Origin of the sequence: Brucella sp. HL-2 (assembly GCF_025846885.2) — a bacterium.
Classification (GTDB): Bacteria; Pseudomonadota; Alphaproteobacteria; order Rhizobiales; family Rhizobiaceae; genus Brucella; species Brucella quorumnocens.
The window spans coordinates 92,935-110,063 of sequence record NZ_JAOYTK010000003.1; the positions used below are offsets into that span (position 1 = coordinate 92,935).

Sequence of the window (17,129 nt, forward strand, 5' to 3'; positions counted from 1 at the left end):
CTGGAATAAAACTGAAGCGAAACTGCTTCTTGCAGTTTAGTCGCATGGTAAGCTCGGATAAAGAATATTGATGGAGACGAGTATCGATAATCAGCCGCAATCGCAGCATGCCGAGACCAACGATCAGCCTTTGCCGATCATTTCGGTGCGTGACGTTACCGTTGGTTTTGGCGGTCGCGCTCCTGTGCTCGATAATCTGTCCCTCGATATTTATAAGGGTGAAGTCCTTGGCTTCATCGGCCCGTCCGGTGCAGGTAAGTCTGTGCTGATGCGGACCATTCTGGGCCTTAACAAAAAGCAGTCAGGCCAGATTGAGATATTGGGCAACAATATCGACAAGATGACTGACGTTGAGAAAATGGCAATTGATATGCGCATGGGCGTGCTGTTTCAGCATGGTGCGCTGTTTTCTGCCCTCAACGTGCTTGAGAACATTCAGGTTCCAATGCGCGAATATCTGGACCTGTCACCAAAGCTCATGGACGAGTTGGCGCGTCTGAAAATCGATCTGGTGGGACTGAAGCCAGATACAGCAGAGAAGTTCCCGTCTGAGCTTTCTGGTGGCATGATCAAACGCGCTGCACTGGCTCGTTCGCTGGCACTCGATCCAGATATTGTTTTCCTTGATGAGCCGACATCTGGCCTCGATCCAATTGGCGCTGCAGACTTCGATGAACTGATCGCCAATCTGCGCGATACGATGGGGCTCACCGTTTACATGGTGACGCACGACCTCGACAGTCTTTTTGCGATCTGTGATCGCATCGCTGTCCTGGGTAACAAAAAAGTTTTGGTTAGTGGTTCCATTGAAGACATGCTGACTGTAGACGATCCATGGGTAAAATCCTATTTTCGAGGCAAGCGCGCACGTCAGATCGACACATCCGCGCCGAGCAGACGGCGGCCCGGCAGCCGCTTGCAGACTGGATAAGATATGGAAACGAAGGCCAATTACGTACTGGTAGGAGTTTTCACGCTGATCGTCAGCCTGCTGGCTTTCGGTTTCGTGTACTGGATCGCCCGTTTCGGTGAAGCGCGGGATTCCGTCATCCTCGATGTGCGTATTCCTGGATCCGTCACAGGCTTAAGCATTGGTAGTCAGGTCCTTTTCAACGGCATCAAAGTCGGTGACGTACGCCGACTACATCTCGACGAATCCAATCCGAGCATGGTTATCGTGCAAACCCGCGTGAATGCGACTACTCCTATTACGCGCTCAACCAAAGCGACACTTGGCTTTCAGGGACTGACTGGTCAGGCTTACATCGAACTTAACGGCGGTAGTCTGGAAGAACCGAACCTGCTTACAGAAGCAGCCAAAGAAGATACGGTTGCACGTATTGATGCCGATCCGTCAGCAGTGAACAACCTCCTCGCAACCGCTCAGGATATTTTCGCGCGTGCGAATTCCGTGCTTGGCGAGCTGGAAGGATTTGCAAAGGATGCGCGCGGACCACTGATCGATACGATCCACAACACCAAGACCTTTACAGATGCGCTTGCGAAAAATGCTGATGTGATTGACGAACTTGGTTCGAACGCGGCCAACATCAATAAGATCGTTGCCGATGCACAAGAGATGATGTCGCGCTTGAATGCGGCCTCCTCGCGTGTTGAAAGCGTTATTGCAAAAGCCGACCAGTTGCTCTCAAGTGATGATAAAGACGGTGTGGTCGCGCAGGCTAAGGCTACACTTGAATCCATTCGCCAGCTGTCGAGTAATTTGGATAAGCGCATTACGCCAATCGCCAGCAACCTTGAGCGTTTTTCGGGACAGGGTCTGAGCGATGTTCAAGCGCTGATTGGTGATAGCCGCCGTGCCGTGCAGCGTGTAGAACAGGCTGTAACAGACCTCGAACGCAATCCCCAGCGTTTGCTGTTTGGTGGCCCAGGTAGTGTTCCGCAGTATAACGGAAGGACGCGTCATTAATGTCCATTACAGGTTCTGTCGTGACCAAATTTCCCCGCAATTCGATCCGGAATATTACTGCGCCCTTTCTGCTTGCAACCTTGTTGGCAGGATGCGGAACGACAACGCCGCTCGATACTTTCAGCCTGACTGCGCCACAACAGACGCAAACTGCATCCGCGAGCCGCAAGAGCCTTCAGCTTCTGGTTCCTGCACCGAGCGCGCTGAAAGCACTGGATAGCGAGAATATCGTTGTCAACACAGCCCCCGGTGCGATTGAGTATCTCAAAGGCGCACAATGGGGCGACAGGCTGCCGAATCTCGTTCAGTCGCGCCTTGTTCAGGCTTATGAAAATACGGGCGCCTTTGGCGGCGTAGGACGGCCTGGCGATGGTCTGGCTATCAATTACCAGATCCTGACCGACTTGCGTGTGTTCAGCATTCAAGCCTATGGCGCGCAAAGGGCAGCGGTTGTTGAAATCGCCGTCAAGCTTATGAACGACAAGAATGGTGAAGTCCGCGCAACACGCGTCTTCCGTTCGGCTGTTCCTGTTTCAGGCACAACCAATAGCGGCTACGTAAAAGCCCTTGATGCAGCGTTCGAACGCACCGCAAGTGACATTGTGAGCTGGACGATATCCTCGCTGTAAAGCATTTCCAGCAAAAGTGCGTAGCGGTTTGCGTTCGGAAATGCGTAAAAACAAATAGTTACAGCGGTTCCAACGATTTAATCTCAACTGGGGCTGCTCTACGCTTCAAATTTTTTGGTTTTTCAAGGCAGTCCGGCCCACTCCGGACTGCTTTTTTTTATTAAGCTCTTTTGTAACCGCGTTCCCGCTAAGCGATTATTGGGCTGATCTGTTCGCCAGCCAAAAATGCGCTATGTCGCTTCAATATGAAATGCGTTGTTATGCAGCTTGCAGACGGATCAACTACCGTCCATCTCATCAAAACATCGAAGCGCTCAGAACAGCAAACAACAAAAAACGCGGCCCGAAAGCCGCGTCTTTTTGTTCATCTGACTGCGCTTAGAGCGCTTCCTACTTTGATTGAATAAGAAGAAACGCTCTAAGCATTTGTTTTTTCGCATTATCCTACACAAAACCGCTACGCACTTTTGCTGGAAATGCTCTATCGCAGGCGTCCGCTTGCGTGAGCGAGCATGGTGTAGACCTTGCCGGTATCCGACGTCAGATAAGTCTGGGTCACCATGTTGTCGCGATCGTTGCGGGCGACGTCTTCGAGCAGGCGCTGGAAGTCATCCATGTAACGGTCCACTGCACGGCGGAATTCACCATCGGTCTGGTACTTACGCTTGATATCATCAAAGGTCTGCTGACCCTTCAGCGTGTAGAGGCGACGCGTGAAGACATTGCGTTCACCGCGGCGATAGCGATCCCAAAGTTCAACCGATGCTTCATGGTCGATTGCGCGAGCAATATCCACCGAGAGCGAGTTGAGCGATTCAACCACGTGGCTTGGCGAACGTGGAGCTTGGGTCGGCTGTGCCTGTGAAGGTGCCGCAACTTCGTCTTCGCGTGATGCGCGTGCCAGAAGATCTGAAACCCAACCGCGTGGCTTTTCAGCCGATTGAGCAGGCTGAGTAGTTTTTGGAGCTTCAGCCGGGCGGGCACGAACAGCAACTTCGGCCTGTGCCGGAGTTTGGGGGCGCGGAGCCGCAGCCGGCGCCTGAACCGGGGTAGGCGCTGCATGCTGCGTCTGGACCGGACGCGAAACTGGACGATCTGCACGGCTTTCACCGACGTCGACCAGACGACCCGACTTGTTGACGATCTCAGCAAGCTCCTTAAGAGCATTGATCTGTTCACCAACGGCCTTGCGCATTGCGCTAGTCGTTTCTTTGGCTTCAGCTGGCATATCAAGAACGCCGCGCTTGAGTTCTCCACGGGTCGTGTCGAGTTCGCTGCGGATTTCCGTTGCAGTGCGACGAATGTCGTCAGTCGCAGCAGAGAATCTTTGCGATGCCTGTTCAACGATTTCAGCAACGCTCTCGCGCATCTTCTCAGCCGAAGAACGTGTCTGGCCTTCAGCGCGCTGGAATGCCGAAGCAACCACGGTTTCAAACGACTGCATCAACTTCTCGATGCCTTCTGACTTTTCAACCAGCCCGGACGCAAGCTTGTCGAGCGCCAGATGACGATCTTCAAGTGTGCCTGCGAGGCCATTCTGTGCCGAGTTGATCATGTCCGAAGCAGTGGAGAGAACCTTGCCGTGCTCTTCAAAGCGCTCAGCAATGTCTGCGATCTGCGACAGCGTGCCGTCGGACAGTGCACGCAGCGTGCCGATATTGTTGTCGATGAGACCAGTCGAAGCCTGGAACATCTGCGCTGCACGGTTGGCGTTTTCGACGAAGCTGCTTGTTGTTTCGACAAGGCGACCATCGATATTCGTCAGGTTGCGAGCGGCAGCATCGATAAGCTTGCCAAGTTCGCCGTTTGAAGCGGCGAGACGGTCGATCAATTCGCTGACATTTTCCGAAAGGCCGGTCTTTGCCTGCTGAACCGCTGCAATGGTTTCTGCCGTACGGTTGGCCAATGCGTTAACGAGCGCAGCATTTTCAGCACGCAGACGATCAGTGGCTGCGTGAGTTGCTTCTTCCAGCTGTTCTGCCAGTCCGCGACCACTATCTGCCAGACGCTGCACGAGAGGTTCGGCAGTATCGTTGAGGATCTGCGTGATTTCCTGCGAGCGGGCCGCAAGAACTGCATTGAGTTCACGCGTGCGCTCTTCAAGCGTTACAGCCGTGGTGTCTGTTACCTGAGCGATGCGTGCTTCAACGGAACCAAGTTCCATCGTGATACGCGAACCAATGTCACCAAGGCGGGTTGCAATGGCATCTGCACGTTCAGCAAGACGTGCTTCTGTGCCGGACAGGTTCTCGGTAACGCTCGACGAGAAGGCTTCGCTGTGACCGGCCAGCGTTTCACTGGTTTTGGTCGCAGTATCAGCGATACGAGCTTCAATTGCCGACAATTCACCGGTGAGGCGGTTTTCGATAGCTTCAAGGCCACCAGCAATCGCGCTCGCACGTTCTGCAAGACGCGCTTCCGTACCAGCGAGATTATCAACAACGCTTGCCGAGAATGCCTCGCTATGACCAGCCAGTGTTTCGCCAGTCTTGGTCGCAGTGTAGGCAATGCGGGCTTCGATTGCCGACAGTTCGCCGGTGAGGCGGCTTTCGATTGCTTCAAGTCCACCAGCAATTGCGCTTGCACGTTCGTTCAGGCGGGCTTCTGTTCCGGCCAGATTGTCGGCGACGCTTGCAGCAAATGCTTCGCTATGACCTGCGAGGGTTTCGCTCGTCTTGCTTGCTGTGTCAGCAATGCTGCTTTCAATCTGTGCCAGACGCGATGCAATTGCATTTGCACGCTCACCAAGGCGTTCCTCAGTAGCTGCGAGGTTGGTGGTGAGATCGGCGCTGAAGCTCTGACCAAAACCGTCGAGCGATTCACCGGCCTTGGCCGCTTCTGCGGACAGAATGCTTGCAGCTTCAGTGATTTTCTCACGCAGCGAGCCAGCAACGACACCTGCACTCTGTTCAAGTGCGCGCCGAACATTATCGACGCCGATGGTGAGCGCCTTTTCCATTGTCTGGGTGCGTTCTTCGATAATGCCAGTCTGGCCTTCGAATGCGCGGGTGAGTACATCACTGCTGTTTTCAATCGCATTGTGGAGGTTTGCAGTGCGCTGCGAAAGAATATCGCCGTGATCCTGAAGTGTTTGGCTGAGCGAAGCGGTGCTGTCAGTCAGTGTTTCACGGATTGCAGCTGTACGACCTTCAATAGTCTGTTCATGTCCATCAAGAATGTGGGCTAGGGCGTTGTTATGATCGTTCAGAACTGAACGGAGGCCGCTTGTACGTTCCTCGACACGTTGAACGTGATCAGTGAATGTCGCTTCGAATGCATCACGGCTTGCGCCGATCGTGTCGCTGATTGCCTGCGAACGTTCGTCGAAGACGCGTGCCAGTTCCTGCTGATTATCAGCGATAAGCGCGGTCAAAGTGTTCACGCGCTCATCGAATGTACGCGCCAGAACTTCGCGATTTTCGTTGAAGTTATCGCGTAGTGCGGTCGTACGTTCATCCATCAGCTGAGCAAGCATTGCTTGATTTCCAGCAATGACGCTGTGCAAGGAAGCAGCGCGTTCGTCCAGCGAGCGGGCGTGATCAGCAAAGGTGGCATCAAGGCGCGAGGCGTTGTTAGCCATCTCTTCCTGCAGAATGCTGGTTCTGTCAGCAAGGATTGCTGCATGCTGTTCGGCGGCAGAATTGAGAGCCGAAGAGCTGTTGTTGATTGCGTTTTCGATGTCGGTTGTGCGTGCAGAGAGCGTATCGGCATGACCACGGATGACCGCGGAAACGCGCTCTGTTTCACCTTCAAGCGAAGAAGCCAGAATATCGCGGCTTTCAGCGAGCTTGCCTGCGAAGGACGAAGCCTTCTCATTGAGAATATTGCCCACGCTTTCGCTGATCGAAGTCAGATCATCGCTGATCTTGGTCTTCGTTTCATCGATCATGGTGCTGAAGGCAGTACGGCCACCGGAGAAGGTTTCTGCAATCTCACGGGTGCGAGCAATGAGGTTTTCATTGATCTGGCGCGAACGGGTTTCGAGAGCTGCATTCAGCTTTTCGGTGCTGCTGTCGAGCGCATGAGCGCGTGTTTCGAACTCGGTCAGCAGCGAACGGCCACGCTCATTGAGCGTCGTGTCGAGCTGCATCAGACGTGCATCGAATTCGCTGACCATCGACTGGGTAGCACCGCCGAGCAGGGTAGCAATGCCAGCGGTACGCTCATCGAGAGCAGAGCTTACACGTTCCGAAATGTCACGTGACTGCTGATCGAGCGTTGCGATACGGGTGTCGAGTTCGTTTGCAAAAGCTTCACCTGAAGTGGTGATGCGTGTCGCAATATCACCGGTACGCTTTTCAATCGCCTCAGCAATTGCGCCACCGCTTTCATTGATGCTGCCGATGAGACGTTCACCAGAATCACCGAGAAGCGAGCTAAGCTGCTCAGAGGCCGAGATAACATTGTCGCGTATGATATTGGCTGCACTCGACAATTCTTCTTTCAGCTGCTCATGAGCACCTGTGATCGAAGAACGAACGCGCTCAGCATGGCTGACTACGGCTTCGCGCTCATTGCCAAGATCGCTGACGAGCGAACGGATACGGACTTCGTTGTCGCTGTATGCACGTTCAAGCTGATTAACCTCGGACTGAACAAGCGTCTCAAGTTCAACAGCGCGTGCGAGTGTGCGCTCTATCCCTTCGTTCATCGCAGCAACTTCACGGCGAACAGCCTGGCTCAGTGTGGATACACGATCACCAGCAGCGGCTTCTGGCTGCAGAAGCTTAAGAGCTGCTTCCGACATGCTGCGTGCTGCGACATGCATCTCCTGCGCACGGCGGACGAGATGTGCAAATCCCCAGAACATAACGATAGGCAATACTGTGCCAGCAGTTACGCCAATACCGGCGGGGGATGTGAATAAATCTTTGGTTGCCTGAAAGCTGGAGAAGACATCAGGGCTGATTGCCTTGCTAATCGCAACGCCACCTGCGGCCCAGAGCACGCTCATGGCCGTCGTTGTCCAATAGAGCTTGGAAGAACGTTCGGTTACACGGCGCGGTGCGGCGGCAACAGCTCTGCCGTTGCGGGAATCATCATTGGCAGGCGTGAGGGCAGCCGCAGGCGTGGCGGCTACGACAGCTGGAGATGGCGTTACAGGCTTTGGCGCGCCTTCCTGAACTGCTGGCTTGGCTTTGTTGGCTGGCTTCGGCGCAACGTTAGCAGCTTCAGGCGAGGCGGATGGGAATGCAGCATTGACAACTGGAGGCACGGGCGGTGCAACAGGGCTTGCAATGACGGAAACGGTAGCAATCGTTTCGGCCTTTGCCGTTCCTTCTGTCGTAATGTCTACGGGAGAGACTTTCGCAGCATCGACCACTTTCGTGTTCTGCTCTGCAACCAATTCTTCGGCCGCACGCGAAATCTGCTCTTCCAGGTCATCGACTGAAAATTCTTCGCCAATCGCACTCAGGTCCATATCAATGTCGAAATCGTCACCGAAATCGATATCGAGTGCCTGTTCAAGTGCCTGTTCGACCTCATGGTCGAGCTTTTGCGCCTTGGATTTAGAAGCCATAGCCTTGCCTACCTCGTACTCATTACTGTGACGGCCGGATCATTATAGAGCCGTTACAAAACTTATTCCGCCATTTTTCATCGTATCGGCTCGGGCTTGTTAAGGAAATAGGCACCCGCGCCTGATGTCTAAAACTTTAAATACAAGGTTAACAAAAAAGGGAAGACTTGCAAAAAATGCCGGATTTCCGGTGTTTTGACATTAACGATCATTCTGTGGAAATCAAACCGATGCGATAAAGCACCTTAACTCATCTCCGCTAAATCGTTAACAAAAATACGCGCTAAAGGAGAGCTGTTATTATTATTCTACCGATGGTTTGATTCATAAGGCGAGAAATCTGCACAGCGTTCAAATGCACTGTTCCACGAGCCACACTAATGCTTATTGCGCCTGCACCACAAGGGTATATCAGCAAATACTTATATTTACGGATCAAAACTTGCTGGGAAACAATGGCATATTGGCGCAGTTATCTGCCGAATATACTCCGGTGGTTGAAACTGCGCGCATAAGGCCGTATTTGCCTCTTCAAGATATCAATCGCGCCGGGAAGGCGTGTGCAGGAACTTAAAATGACAAAAATTGTATTCGTATCCGCTGATGGCGCTTCGCGCACCGAAGTTGAAGCTGACAACGGATCGAGCGTAATGGAAGCTGCAATTCGCAACGGCATTCCTGGCATTGATGCTGAATGCGGCGGCGCGTGCGCCTGCGCGACTTGCCATGTCTATGTCGATGAAGACTGGACTGAGATCGTCGGCGGTCCGGATGCGATGGAAGAGGACATGCTGGATTTCGCTTATGAACCGCAGCCTAACTCGCGCCTTTCTTGCCAGATCCGCGTGACGGATGAGATTGACGGCCTCGTCGTTCAAGTTCCGGAACGTCAGAATTAATATTTTAAAGTAGAGTGATGACATGTAAGGAGCGTCGATGGTAGCCGAACGTCAGTCTGACATCGCAATCATCGGCGCCGGACCTGTCGCCCTTTTCTCTGTCTTCCAGCTCGGATTGTTCGGTTTCAAATGTCGGCTGTTTGATTCCATGAGCCGGGCGGGTGGCCAGTGCACAGCACTTTATGCTGACAAGCCCATCTTTGATATTCCGGCTTTCCCTGAAATTATGAGTGACGAGTTGATTGATCGTCTGCTTAAGCAGATCGAGCCCTATCATCCTGACTTTGAATTTAGTCAGCTGATCTCAGACATCACCGCTGGTGAGCAGGGCGTTCAGCTTACGACCGCCACTGGCGTCACCTTCAATGCCAAAGCCCTGGTAATCGCTTCAGGGCTCGGCGCTTTGACATCTGCTGGTCAGATCGTGCGCCCCGATCCATTGGCTGCGACTGGCGCTATGGCTTCTGTTGAGCGGTTTGGAAACGCAATCGTCGTCAGTTCCGAGACGTTTCGCACATCGCAACGGAAAATTTACGCTATTGGAGACGTTTGTCATTATCCGGGAAAGCTGAAACTCATACTTTCCGGTTTTCACGAGGCTGCCCTGATGACCCAAGCCATCAGGCACGAATTGCAGCAAGCCAGATAAGCTTCAGATTCTACTGGACCATTTTTTCGAGTTTATAGGTCAGCAGGCGTTCAAAGCGACGTTCAAAATTGATCGTTTCGACGCGGTCGAACCGTTCTTGCGCCTTATCATGCGCTGCCATCAGGCGTTCCGTCACCTTATCAATGTCCGCACGCAAGGTTGCGCAATCTGTACGACTACGCAATGAGCGTATCTGACGTTCCATATCACTGGCGTGACTACGGGCAATCACGATATGGCTTTCTTCGTGGCGTCGGATATCCTGATACAACGTATCCCAGATCAGTGCGAGCTCAGGAGAGGCTTTTCGGCGTTGCTTCCAGCGTGGCAACATGACCTTTGCATGGACATTCACATAAACGCCCTGAACTTTGCACGCGCGATCACCGGAAGCCCGACCATAACGCACCTTGGCGTCGAAGCGGATTTCAGCTGCACCTGGATGATGCTGACCAGTTTTCTTGAGAAACGGGCCGCTGCGTGACAATGCCTTGTCGAGATCCTCGGCAGTCTTTCCGTTGACATTGTAATAGCTGAACGTTCGGAAAATGGATGCGGCTTCAGCATGCGGGGCAACAACAGCAAGCGCTAACCCCAGAGCCAGAACCCGTTTTTTCAAAGACATGTTCCGGCACCTCTTCATAAAACCAGAAAGAAACTCGTAAATTCATTGATGAGCAACATGGCATGCAATCGTCAAGAGAACTATAACGCCCCTCACAAAATGACATAGTGCCTGTTTGGCTGCATTAAAGCATTTCCAGCAAAAGCGGGAACCGGTTTTGCGTATGGAATGGAAATGCTTAAAAATAAACAGTTAGAGCGGTTCCAACGATTCAATTTTAACTCGAACCGCTCTAAGTTCTAAAAAAGACAATTGGAATATCCGTCAATGATGAAACAATGGCAACTTGCCCATGGTCGTAACCTCCAATTGGGTGCAAAATCTGTCATTATGGGTATTCTCAACGTTACACCGGATTCCTTTTCCGATGGCGGTCGCCATAACGATCTCGATAAAGCCTTAGCGGTTGCCGAAACAATGCTCGCAGATGGGGCAACGATTATCGATGTTGGTGGTGAATCGACACGGCCAGGCAGCGCTGCAGTTGATGCTGAAACTGAGGCAGCGCGCGTTGTGCCGGTTATTCAAGCGATTACCCAGCGTTTAGGCTGCATCGTTTCAATTGATACTTATCGCGCCTCAACCGCACGACGTGCAGTGGAAGCGGGCGCGCATATCGTCAATGACGTGTGGGGGCTGCAACGTGAACCTGAAATTGCAGAAATTGCGAAAGAGACAGGCGCGGGACTGGTCATCATGCACACCAGTCGCGATAGAAACACCGATCCTGATGTAATTGCCGATCAATTTGCATTTTTAGATGTATCGCTCGAGATCGCGGGCAGGGCAGGCATTGAAGCCTCCCGTATCGTTCTTGATCCGGGTTTTGGTTTCGGCAAAGACAAGGACGAAGACATTGCGCTGATGGCACGCATGGAGGAATTGCAACGGTTCGGCTATCCTTTGCTTGTCGGCACCTCGCGCAAGCGCTTCATCGGTGCAATTACTGAACAGGCCGATCCCATGATGCGCGACGTTGGAACTGCCGCAACATCAGTTGCAATGCGTTTGGCGGGAGCCGACATCTTCCGTGTTCACAATGTCGCTTTTAATAGGGACGCACTTGCAGTTGCCGATGCTATCCTGCAAAGCAAAGCAAATTCAAAATAGGAAACATGGCCGTGTACACCATCCGTATCATGAATTGCGCGTTCTTCGCGCACCACGGCGTCTTTGACGAGGAACATAAACTCGGCCAGCGTTTCTATGTCGATGCGATACTGGACGTCGATCCCGGCGCCTCGCTGGACAATGACGATATTGAAGGCACAGTCCATTACGGGATCGCTTTTACTGTCATTCAAGACATCATCACCGGTCGTCAGCGTTATCTCATCGAAACGCTTGCACTTGATGTCGGTAAGGCACTGGTCGCGCGTTTTCCTCAGATCAAGCGCGCTGAAATCACTGTTCGCAAGCCGAATGCCCCGGTTCCGGGCGTTCTGGACCATGTGGAAGTAACAGTGGTTTATCCGCGCTGATGAGTAATGCCGTTATCTATCACGCTTGGCTCTATCGCGCTTGGATTGGACTAGGCGGTAACATCGATGATCCAGTCGCTTCCATGGCCAAGGCGTTGAAACTGCTTGAAGCTCGTGCAGACACGAAGGTCGTCGCTGTTTCAAATGTCTATCGCACGCCGCCATGGGGTAAGACCGATCAAGCCTGGTTTCACAATGCCTGCGCAGAGATCGAAACCGCACTTGAACCATTAAAGCTTATTGAGACATGTCTCGACGTTGAACGTTCGCTTAAACGGGTGCGGTTAGAGCGTTGGGGACCACGCATTATCGACATTGATATTCTTGCTATGGAAAAGTCAGGTGAGGCGGTCATCATGAATGAACCGGCGCTTGAGTTACCGCATCCGCGCATTCAGGAACGTGCATTCGTGCTCGTACCGCTTAACGATATTGCGCCAACGCTTAAGATTGCAGGCAAAAGCGTTTCTGAGTGGGAATTGGCGTGCGCCTGCTCTGAAATAGAAAAAGCCCGCACTGATGCGGGCTGGTGGCTTGAATACATAGACTAACCGGAGCCGGTTAGTTTTTGGCAATACTGCCAACAGCGATGTTATCGATGCGCTTGAGGCTCATCCCGATCACTGGAACCAATTCCTTGTCAACGCGAACCGAAACCGTGACGTTCATGGTGTTTTTGTCGGCAACGCGCGCGAGCATCGCACCATTCAGTTCCTTGCGGTTTAAGCCAAGAACCACTTTGTTTCCCGTCACGGAACCTGACGTTACATTCAGGCCCTTGCCTTCTGCGCCGTCATTAAACTTCCCGGAATAGCTGGTGCCAACGCGCGTGACCGTCGCCTTCATCGGCTGAGAGAAAACACCCACCCGGCAGGAGCCATCCAACGTCATACCGACTGCGTCGTTAGGCGTTGTGCCTGCCAGCGAGCATACAAACTTGGTGCCCTTGTATTTTCCGGCGACAATTTCACCCGGACCGGACCATTGGCCCTCAATCGTCTGGAAAAACTGTTCATCCTTATCTGCGGCCAGAGCTGGCGCAGCAAAAAACGATGCGGGCAGTAGCGTGAGGCATGCAGCGATGTAGTTTTTCATATTCAGCTCTGTCCCGGAATCTCGACCCTAAGGCACCATTCCAATAATTTATCTGTAAACACTCCGCAACCGAATGTCCCACAATCGGGCATCAGTGCATTTCTACGGCGCAAGGATCACAGATTCGAGCACCCGATACATCTATCTTATATTCGTTGCGAATGGTTAATGCTTCGTTGTCACGACTGTTAAAGTCAACGAGATTTCCGGGAATGTGTGACATTGAATTGCGTAAAAGTGCGCCTAGTCCGAATACAGCTTCATCTTTTTCGGGAAGAGCATTAATCCTTATTTTTCGGCTTCACGCCTTTGTCGCCGGTTATGCGCGCAATGTCGCCGATAAAGTCCCCAACACCGGGGCGTTTTTCCGAATTGAACGGAAAGGGCCGCACGACATCCATCGCTGCGATACCGATACGGGCAGTCATCAATCCATTGACGACACCTTCACCGAGTTTCGCAGAAAGGCGCGATGCCAATCCGTGGCCGATGAGCTGCTGAATGACGCTATCACCCATCGCGAGGGTCCCAGTCACGGCCAGATGCGCCACGACCCGACGTGCAAGTTTGAGAAACCCCAAGGTGCCCGGACGCCCACCGTAAAGCTGTGACAGCCGCCGGATCAGTCGGGCGGATTCAAAAATCACATAGCCAATATCGACGAGCGCGCGTGGACTGATCGCGGTGACGATTGAAACGCGTTTTGATGCATTGAGGATTAGTGCGCGTGCTTCTCGGTCTAGAGGGCGCAATATTTCTGTCTCCGCAAGGCGGATGAGATTGCGGCCATCAATGATTTCATCGGTCAGACCGTCAAGCATCTGTCGTCCACGCGCAGTTTCAGGCAGGCCTGCCGCAATTGTGCGCAGCGCATCAACTGCTTTACGGGCTGCGGCCATATCATCACGCTCCGCCGCATCTGCGGCATCCTTGCGCAGATGTTGCACTGATGCCAGTCGCCTTAAAGCCAATAATTCACGCACGATAATTGCAACGAAAGAAGCAAGCGCGATCATTGCGACGCCTAGCGCCGTCCAGCCAAGCCAGTCAGCGCGCATGAAAAGCGCCTGAATAAGGTCTTCGGTCCAAATGCCAATGGCAAATGAAACCAATATACCCAGAGCACCCAACAAGATCTTGCTCAAAGACCAGCGTCGCCGAGGCGGCGCTTCAAATGACGGGTCCAAAACTTCCAGTTCAGCGGCTTCTTCATCGCTCAAGGCAAAGACATCGATCTCTGGAACGACTTTGTCCAGATCCGTGACGGCACGCGGACGACGCGGTGCTTCTTGCATCGCTTCGGCAATTGAAACCGTCTCAGTTGGCTTTTTGACGGTAAAGGCTGCGGGTTTGCGTGGAGGCTGCTCGCTCATGCCAGACGATCCCCGATGAGAAACTGGAGTGCGCGATCAAGCCTGATATGTGGCAATGAAAGCGTTAGACCTTCGGCAGTTCGTTCAAGCCGTGGAGGCCGAAAACGCACGAAGCGGATAGCTGGTTCGTCGCTCGAAACTGACGGTTCGAATATTACATTAGGATTCTTTGGTAAATCACCGGGAAATATAGCAGTTTCTGTTTCACCATCGAATACTTCCGCATCAATTCGTTCGCCTTTGAGCGGTGTTCCGATAATGACAGGCAGTGTGTCCTTGCCTTCCTTTACCGTCGCCTCACGCGTGGCACGCACAGCAGCCATCGCCAGCACGTCAATATCGGCGCCTGAGAAATCAGCGCGTTCTATTGCCCGCTCGACAAGACGGCGAACAATCGCCTGCAACCTGTCATGGCTCTCGTGGTGAAGGTGATCAGCCTTGGTGGCCGCAACCAGAATACGGCCAATACGGCGCTGGATAAGGCCGGTGAGCAGATTGGCACGTCCGGGACGGAAGCAAGATAGAATATCAGTCAGTGCGCGCTCAAGATCGGCCACCACGGCTCCGCCTGCATTCATGGCCTGCATGGCATCAATGAGAATGATCTGGCGATCGAGCCGGGCAATATGTTCGCGAAAGAATGGCTTGATCACATGCGTTTTGTAGGCCTCGTAACGACGTTCCATCATTGAAGCCAAACTGCCTGCTTTGAAATCTTCCGGCTTCAGCTCGGGCAAGGGCGCAAAAGTAAGGGCTGGCGAACCTTCAAGATCACCGGGCATCAGAAAACGTCCCGGCGGCAGTGTAGACAGAGCGCGCTCATCAGCTTTGCCAGCACGCAGATAAGCCGTGAAGCTTCTGGCCAGTCGCTGAGCAGTCAATTCGTCTGCATTGTCGGACGGCGAAACGGTTTGCGCGTCGTGCAACCACATCTGTGCGAGATCGATATGCGTTGGCTCATTGGCCAGAGCAAATGAATCCGCGCTGAACTCGCTATAGGTCTTTCCCAGCAAGGGAAGGTCGAGCAACCACTCACCGGGATAGTCGACAATATCAACCGACAGTCGCCCCGGCGAAAACCAGCGGCCCCATGCGGATGCGGTTTCATATTCAATCGTAAGACGAAGTTGCGAGATAGCACGCGTCGAATCCGGCCAGATACGTTCGTCGAGCAAAGCTGAAAGGTGTTCTTCATACTGAAAACGCGGAACTGCATCGTCCGGCTGCGGTTCGAGCATGGAACGTGAAATGCGGCCTGACTTATATGCCTCAAACAAGGACAGGCGGCCGCCATGCACCATATTGTGCACCAGTGCGGTTATGAAAACCGTCTTACCAGCGCGGGAAAGACCCGTGACACCCAGCCTCAGCGAAGGCGACATCAAACCCGTTGCCCGATCTGTCAGCGTGTCGAGTGCGATCCTTGCTTCATCGCCGAAACTGGTCAGTTTTGCCAATTGTTCCCTCGTGAAAATTACATCTTGTCACTGCCATACATAGGAACTCGTGAGGCATATCAACAAGGAAGCATCGGATTCAATCGATAGTCCTCAACAGGGTAGAGGAAAACTTTCCAGGAAGCCCTTTCCGCGCGCAATATCCGACAATGGTCCATCAAAGGTAATTGTAGCGAGGGCTGCGGTTGGGAAGCCAGCTTCAAGCCTTGAAAGACTTGAGGGTTCACCATCGCCGCAAAGCGCCAATGCAAGATCTTCCATACTTGGATTGTGCCCGACCAGCATCAAATGGTCTGAATCTGCATTTTTCTTTATTGCCTGCATATATTCACCAGCTCCGCCGCTATAGATCGTCTCATCGATGATCATTTCTGCATCTATTCCGAGCCGTTCAATCAAACCAAACGCAGTTTCGCGCGTGCGACAGGAAGCCGAAAGTAAAACCTTTTCAGGGAATAGCTTTGACGCCTTCATGGCTTCGGCCAACTCGTTTAATGAGGAAATACCTTCTTCATCCAGCGGCCTGTCAAAGTCTTTCATTGCAGGCTTTGCCCATATTGCTTTGGCATGGCGGAGGAGGAAAAGGCGACTCATTGAGGGCTCCTGACTGCATTTTGATGCGCTTGCAGCTCAATTCATGCCACATTTTCTGCAAGTTTGCTCCGACTACATGCAGTTTCGGGCAACTTTCTGGTGTGGCGTGTGAATATTCACAGATAGTTTTGATGCATAATTGGGCATAATCAGCAGGATCGATTGTTCTTCATTTGTAATTATGTTTCTTAAGCAGGTGACTACCTAATAGTTTGAAGTCTTTTATAAAAACAAAACCGAATAAATTACATTTTGAAATTAAATTGCTTATTTTTTCATCAAAATCATACAATTTTGATGAATTAAAAAGTAGCGAGACGCGTGTGTTTGATGTTGTGTCCTTGTTGCTATGGACTTATATAACCGCTCGCGTCTCCTAGATGTGGGGTGATTCAGAATGAGTGAATTGATCGACCTTGACTATAGGCCCACTGAAGACGAGCCGTTCATGAATGAACGGCAGAAGTCTTACTTTCGTGCAAAACTTGTTGCATGGAGGAATGATATTCTGCGCGAAGCGCGCGAAACGCTCGAAGCGCTGCAGCAGGAAAATGCAAATCACCCGGACCTGGCGGATAGGGCATCCTCCGAAACGGACCGGGCAATTGAACTTCGCGCTCGTGACAGGCAGCGCAAACTGATTTCCAAAATCGATGCAGCTTTAAGCCGTATTGACGAAGGAACCTATGGTTTCTGTGAAGAAACCGGCGATCCAATCAGTTTGAAACGACTTGATGCACGACCAATCGCAACGCTTTCTATTGAAGCACAAGAGCGCCATGAGCGCCGCGAAAAGGTCTATCGCGACGATTGATCTTAATTAGAGCGCCATGCGTCCATTTGGACGCACAAATGAAGCTCTAACAGATTAAATTT

At 52.4% G+C, this 17,129-nt stretch carries 14 protein-coding genes and 2 pseudogenes; 9 read left to right on the forward strand and 7 right to left on the reverse strand.

What is annotated here, in order from left to right; genetic code table 11:
• Positions 1-70 precede the first annotated feature (70 nt).
• Genes OIV19_RS06285 through OIV19_RS06295 form a run of 3 tightly spaced genes read left to right on the forward strand, consistent with a single transcriptional unit; the run spans position 71 to position 2,559 of the window.
• Entirely contained in the window at positions 71-931 is an 861-nt protein-coding gene (locus OIV19_RS06285; RefSeq protein WP_167388299.1) for an ABC transporter ATP-binding protein, read from the forward strand.
• A 3-nt stretch (positions 932-934) separates the two neighbouring features.
• Positions 935-1,930: an MlaD family protein gene (locus OIV19_RS06290; protein WP_095446643.1), complete on the forward strand. Its 996-nt coding sequence runs from the start codon at positions 935-937 to the stop codon at positions 1,928-1,930.
• Entirely contained in the window at positions 1,930-2,559 is a 630-nt protein-coding gene (locus tag OIV19_RS06295; protein ID WP_264231028.1) for an ABC-type transport auxiliary lipoprotein family protein, read from the forward strand. Before OIV19_RS06290 ends, OIV19_RS06295 begins: the two co-directional genes overlap by 1 nt.
• Positions 2,560-3,166: 607 nt before the next feature.
• On the opposite strand, the pseudogene OIV19_RS06300 reads toward OIV19_RS06295, so the two are convergent.
• Positions 3,167-7,819, reverse strand: a pseudogene (locus OIV19_RS06300) (apolipoprotein A-IV repeat region-like domain-containing protein); the annotation flags it as partial.
• Positions 7,820-7,881: 62 nt separating this feature from the next.
• Positions 7,882-8,124: pseudogene (locus OIV19_RS06305) on the reverse strand (hypothetical protein); the annotation flags it as partial.
• Positions 8,125-8,655: 531 nt separating this feature from the next.
• On the opposite strand from OIV19_RS06305, the gene OIV19_RS06310 reads away from it, so the two are divergent.
• Both OIV19_RS06310 and OIV19_RS06315 read left to right on the forward strand, forming a co-directional pair.
• Entirely contained in the window at positions 8,656-8,979 is a 324-nt protein-coding gene (locus tag OIV19_RS06310; protein ID WP_024898709.1) for a 2Fe-2S iron-sulfur cluster-binding protein, read from the forward strand.
• A gap of 37 nt (positions 8,980-9,016) precedes the next feature.
• Complete coding sequence (locus OIV19_RS06315) at positions 9,017-9,628, forward strand: NAD(P)/FAD-dependent oxidoreductase (protein WP_264231030.1); 612 nt, start codon at positions 9,017-9,019, stop codon at positions 9,626-9,628.
• A 10-nt stretch (positions 9,629-9,638) separates the two neighbouring features.
• Here the strand turns inward: OIV19_RS06315 and OIV19_RS06320 are convergent, their stop codons facing one another.
• Positions 9,639-10,253 (reverse strand): DUF922 domain-containing Zn-dependent protease, encoded by a 615-nt coding sequence (locus tag OIV19_RS06320; RefSeq protein WP_095446647.1) that lies wholly within the window; start codon positions 10,251-10,253, stop codon positions 9,639-9,641.
• 267 nt (positions 10,254-10,520) lie between these two features.
• Here OIV19_RS06320 and folP point away from each other — a divergent pair, with 267 nt between their 5' ends.
• From folP to folK, 3 genes are read left to right on the forward strand one after another with little or no spacing between them, the layout of a single operon-like run.
• Entirely contained in the window at positions 10,521-11,363 is an 843-nt protein-coding gene (gene folP / locus OIV19_RS06325) for a dihydropteroate synthase (protein ID WP_095446648.1), read from the forward strand.
• Positions 11,364-11,374: 11 nt separating this feature from the next.
• Positions 11,375-11,734, forward strand: a complete 360-nt coding sequence (gene folB, locus OIV19_RS06330; protein ID WP_095447903.1) for a dihydroneopterin aldolase — start codon at positions 11,375-11,377, stop codon at positions 11,732-11,734.
• On the forward strand, positions 11,734-12,285 hold the full coding sequence (gene folK, locus OIV19_RS06335) for a 2-amino-4-hydroxy-6-hydroxymethyldihydropteridine diphosphokinase (RefSeq protein WP_264231031.1): 552 nt from the start codon (positions 11,734-11,736) through the stop codon (positions 12,283-12,285). The genes folB and folK overlap by 1 nt, the downstream gene beginning before the upstream one ends.
• Positions 12,286-12,295: 10 nt before the next feature.
• Here the strand turns inward: folK and OIV19_RS06340 are convergent, their stop codons facing one another.
• The 4 genes from OIV19_RS06340 to OIV19_RS06355 form a co-directional block, all read right to left on the reverse strand.
• Positions 12,296-12,829, reverse strand: coding sequence for a hypothetical protein (locus OIV19_RS06340; RefSeq protein WP_095446650.1), 534 nt, complete (start codon positions 12,827-12,829; stop codon positions 12,296-12,298).
• 281 nt (positions 12,830-13,110) lie between these two features.
• Positions 13,111-14,202, reverse strand: coding sequence for a TIGR01620 family protein (locus OIV19_RS06345; protein WP_264231032.1), 1,092 nt, complete (start codon positions 14,200-14,202; stop codon positions 13,111-13,113).
• The gene (locus OIV19_RS06350; protein WP_264231033.1) at positions 14,199-15,659 is read right to left on the reverse strand and encodes a YcjX family protein; all 1,461 of its coding nucleotides are present in this window, start codon (positions 15,657-15,659) and stop codon (positions 14,199-14,201) included. The genes OIV19_RS06345 and OIV19_RS06350 overlap by 4 nt, the downstream gene beginning before the upstream one ends.
• A 93-nt stretch (positions 15,660-15,752) precedes the next feature.
• Positions 15,753-16,253: a SixA phosphatase family protein gene (locus OIV19_RS06355; RefSeq protein ID WP_151094866.1), complete on the reverse strand. Its 501-nt coding sequence runs from the start codon at positions 16,251-16,253 to the stop codon at positions 15,753-15,755.
• A gap of 397 nt (positions 16,254-16,650) precedes the next feature.
• On the opposite strand from OIV19_RS06355, the gene dksA reads away from it, so the two are divergent.
• Entirely contained in the window at positions 16,651-17,067 is a 417-nt protein-coding gene (gene dksA / locus OIV19_RS06360) for an RNA polymerase-binding protein DksA (RefSeq protein WP_024898699.1), read from the forward strand.
• Positions 17,068-17,129: the final 62 nt, after the last annotated feature.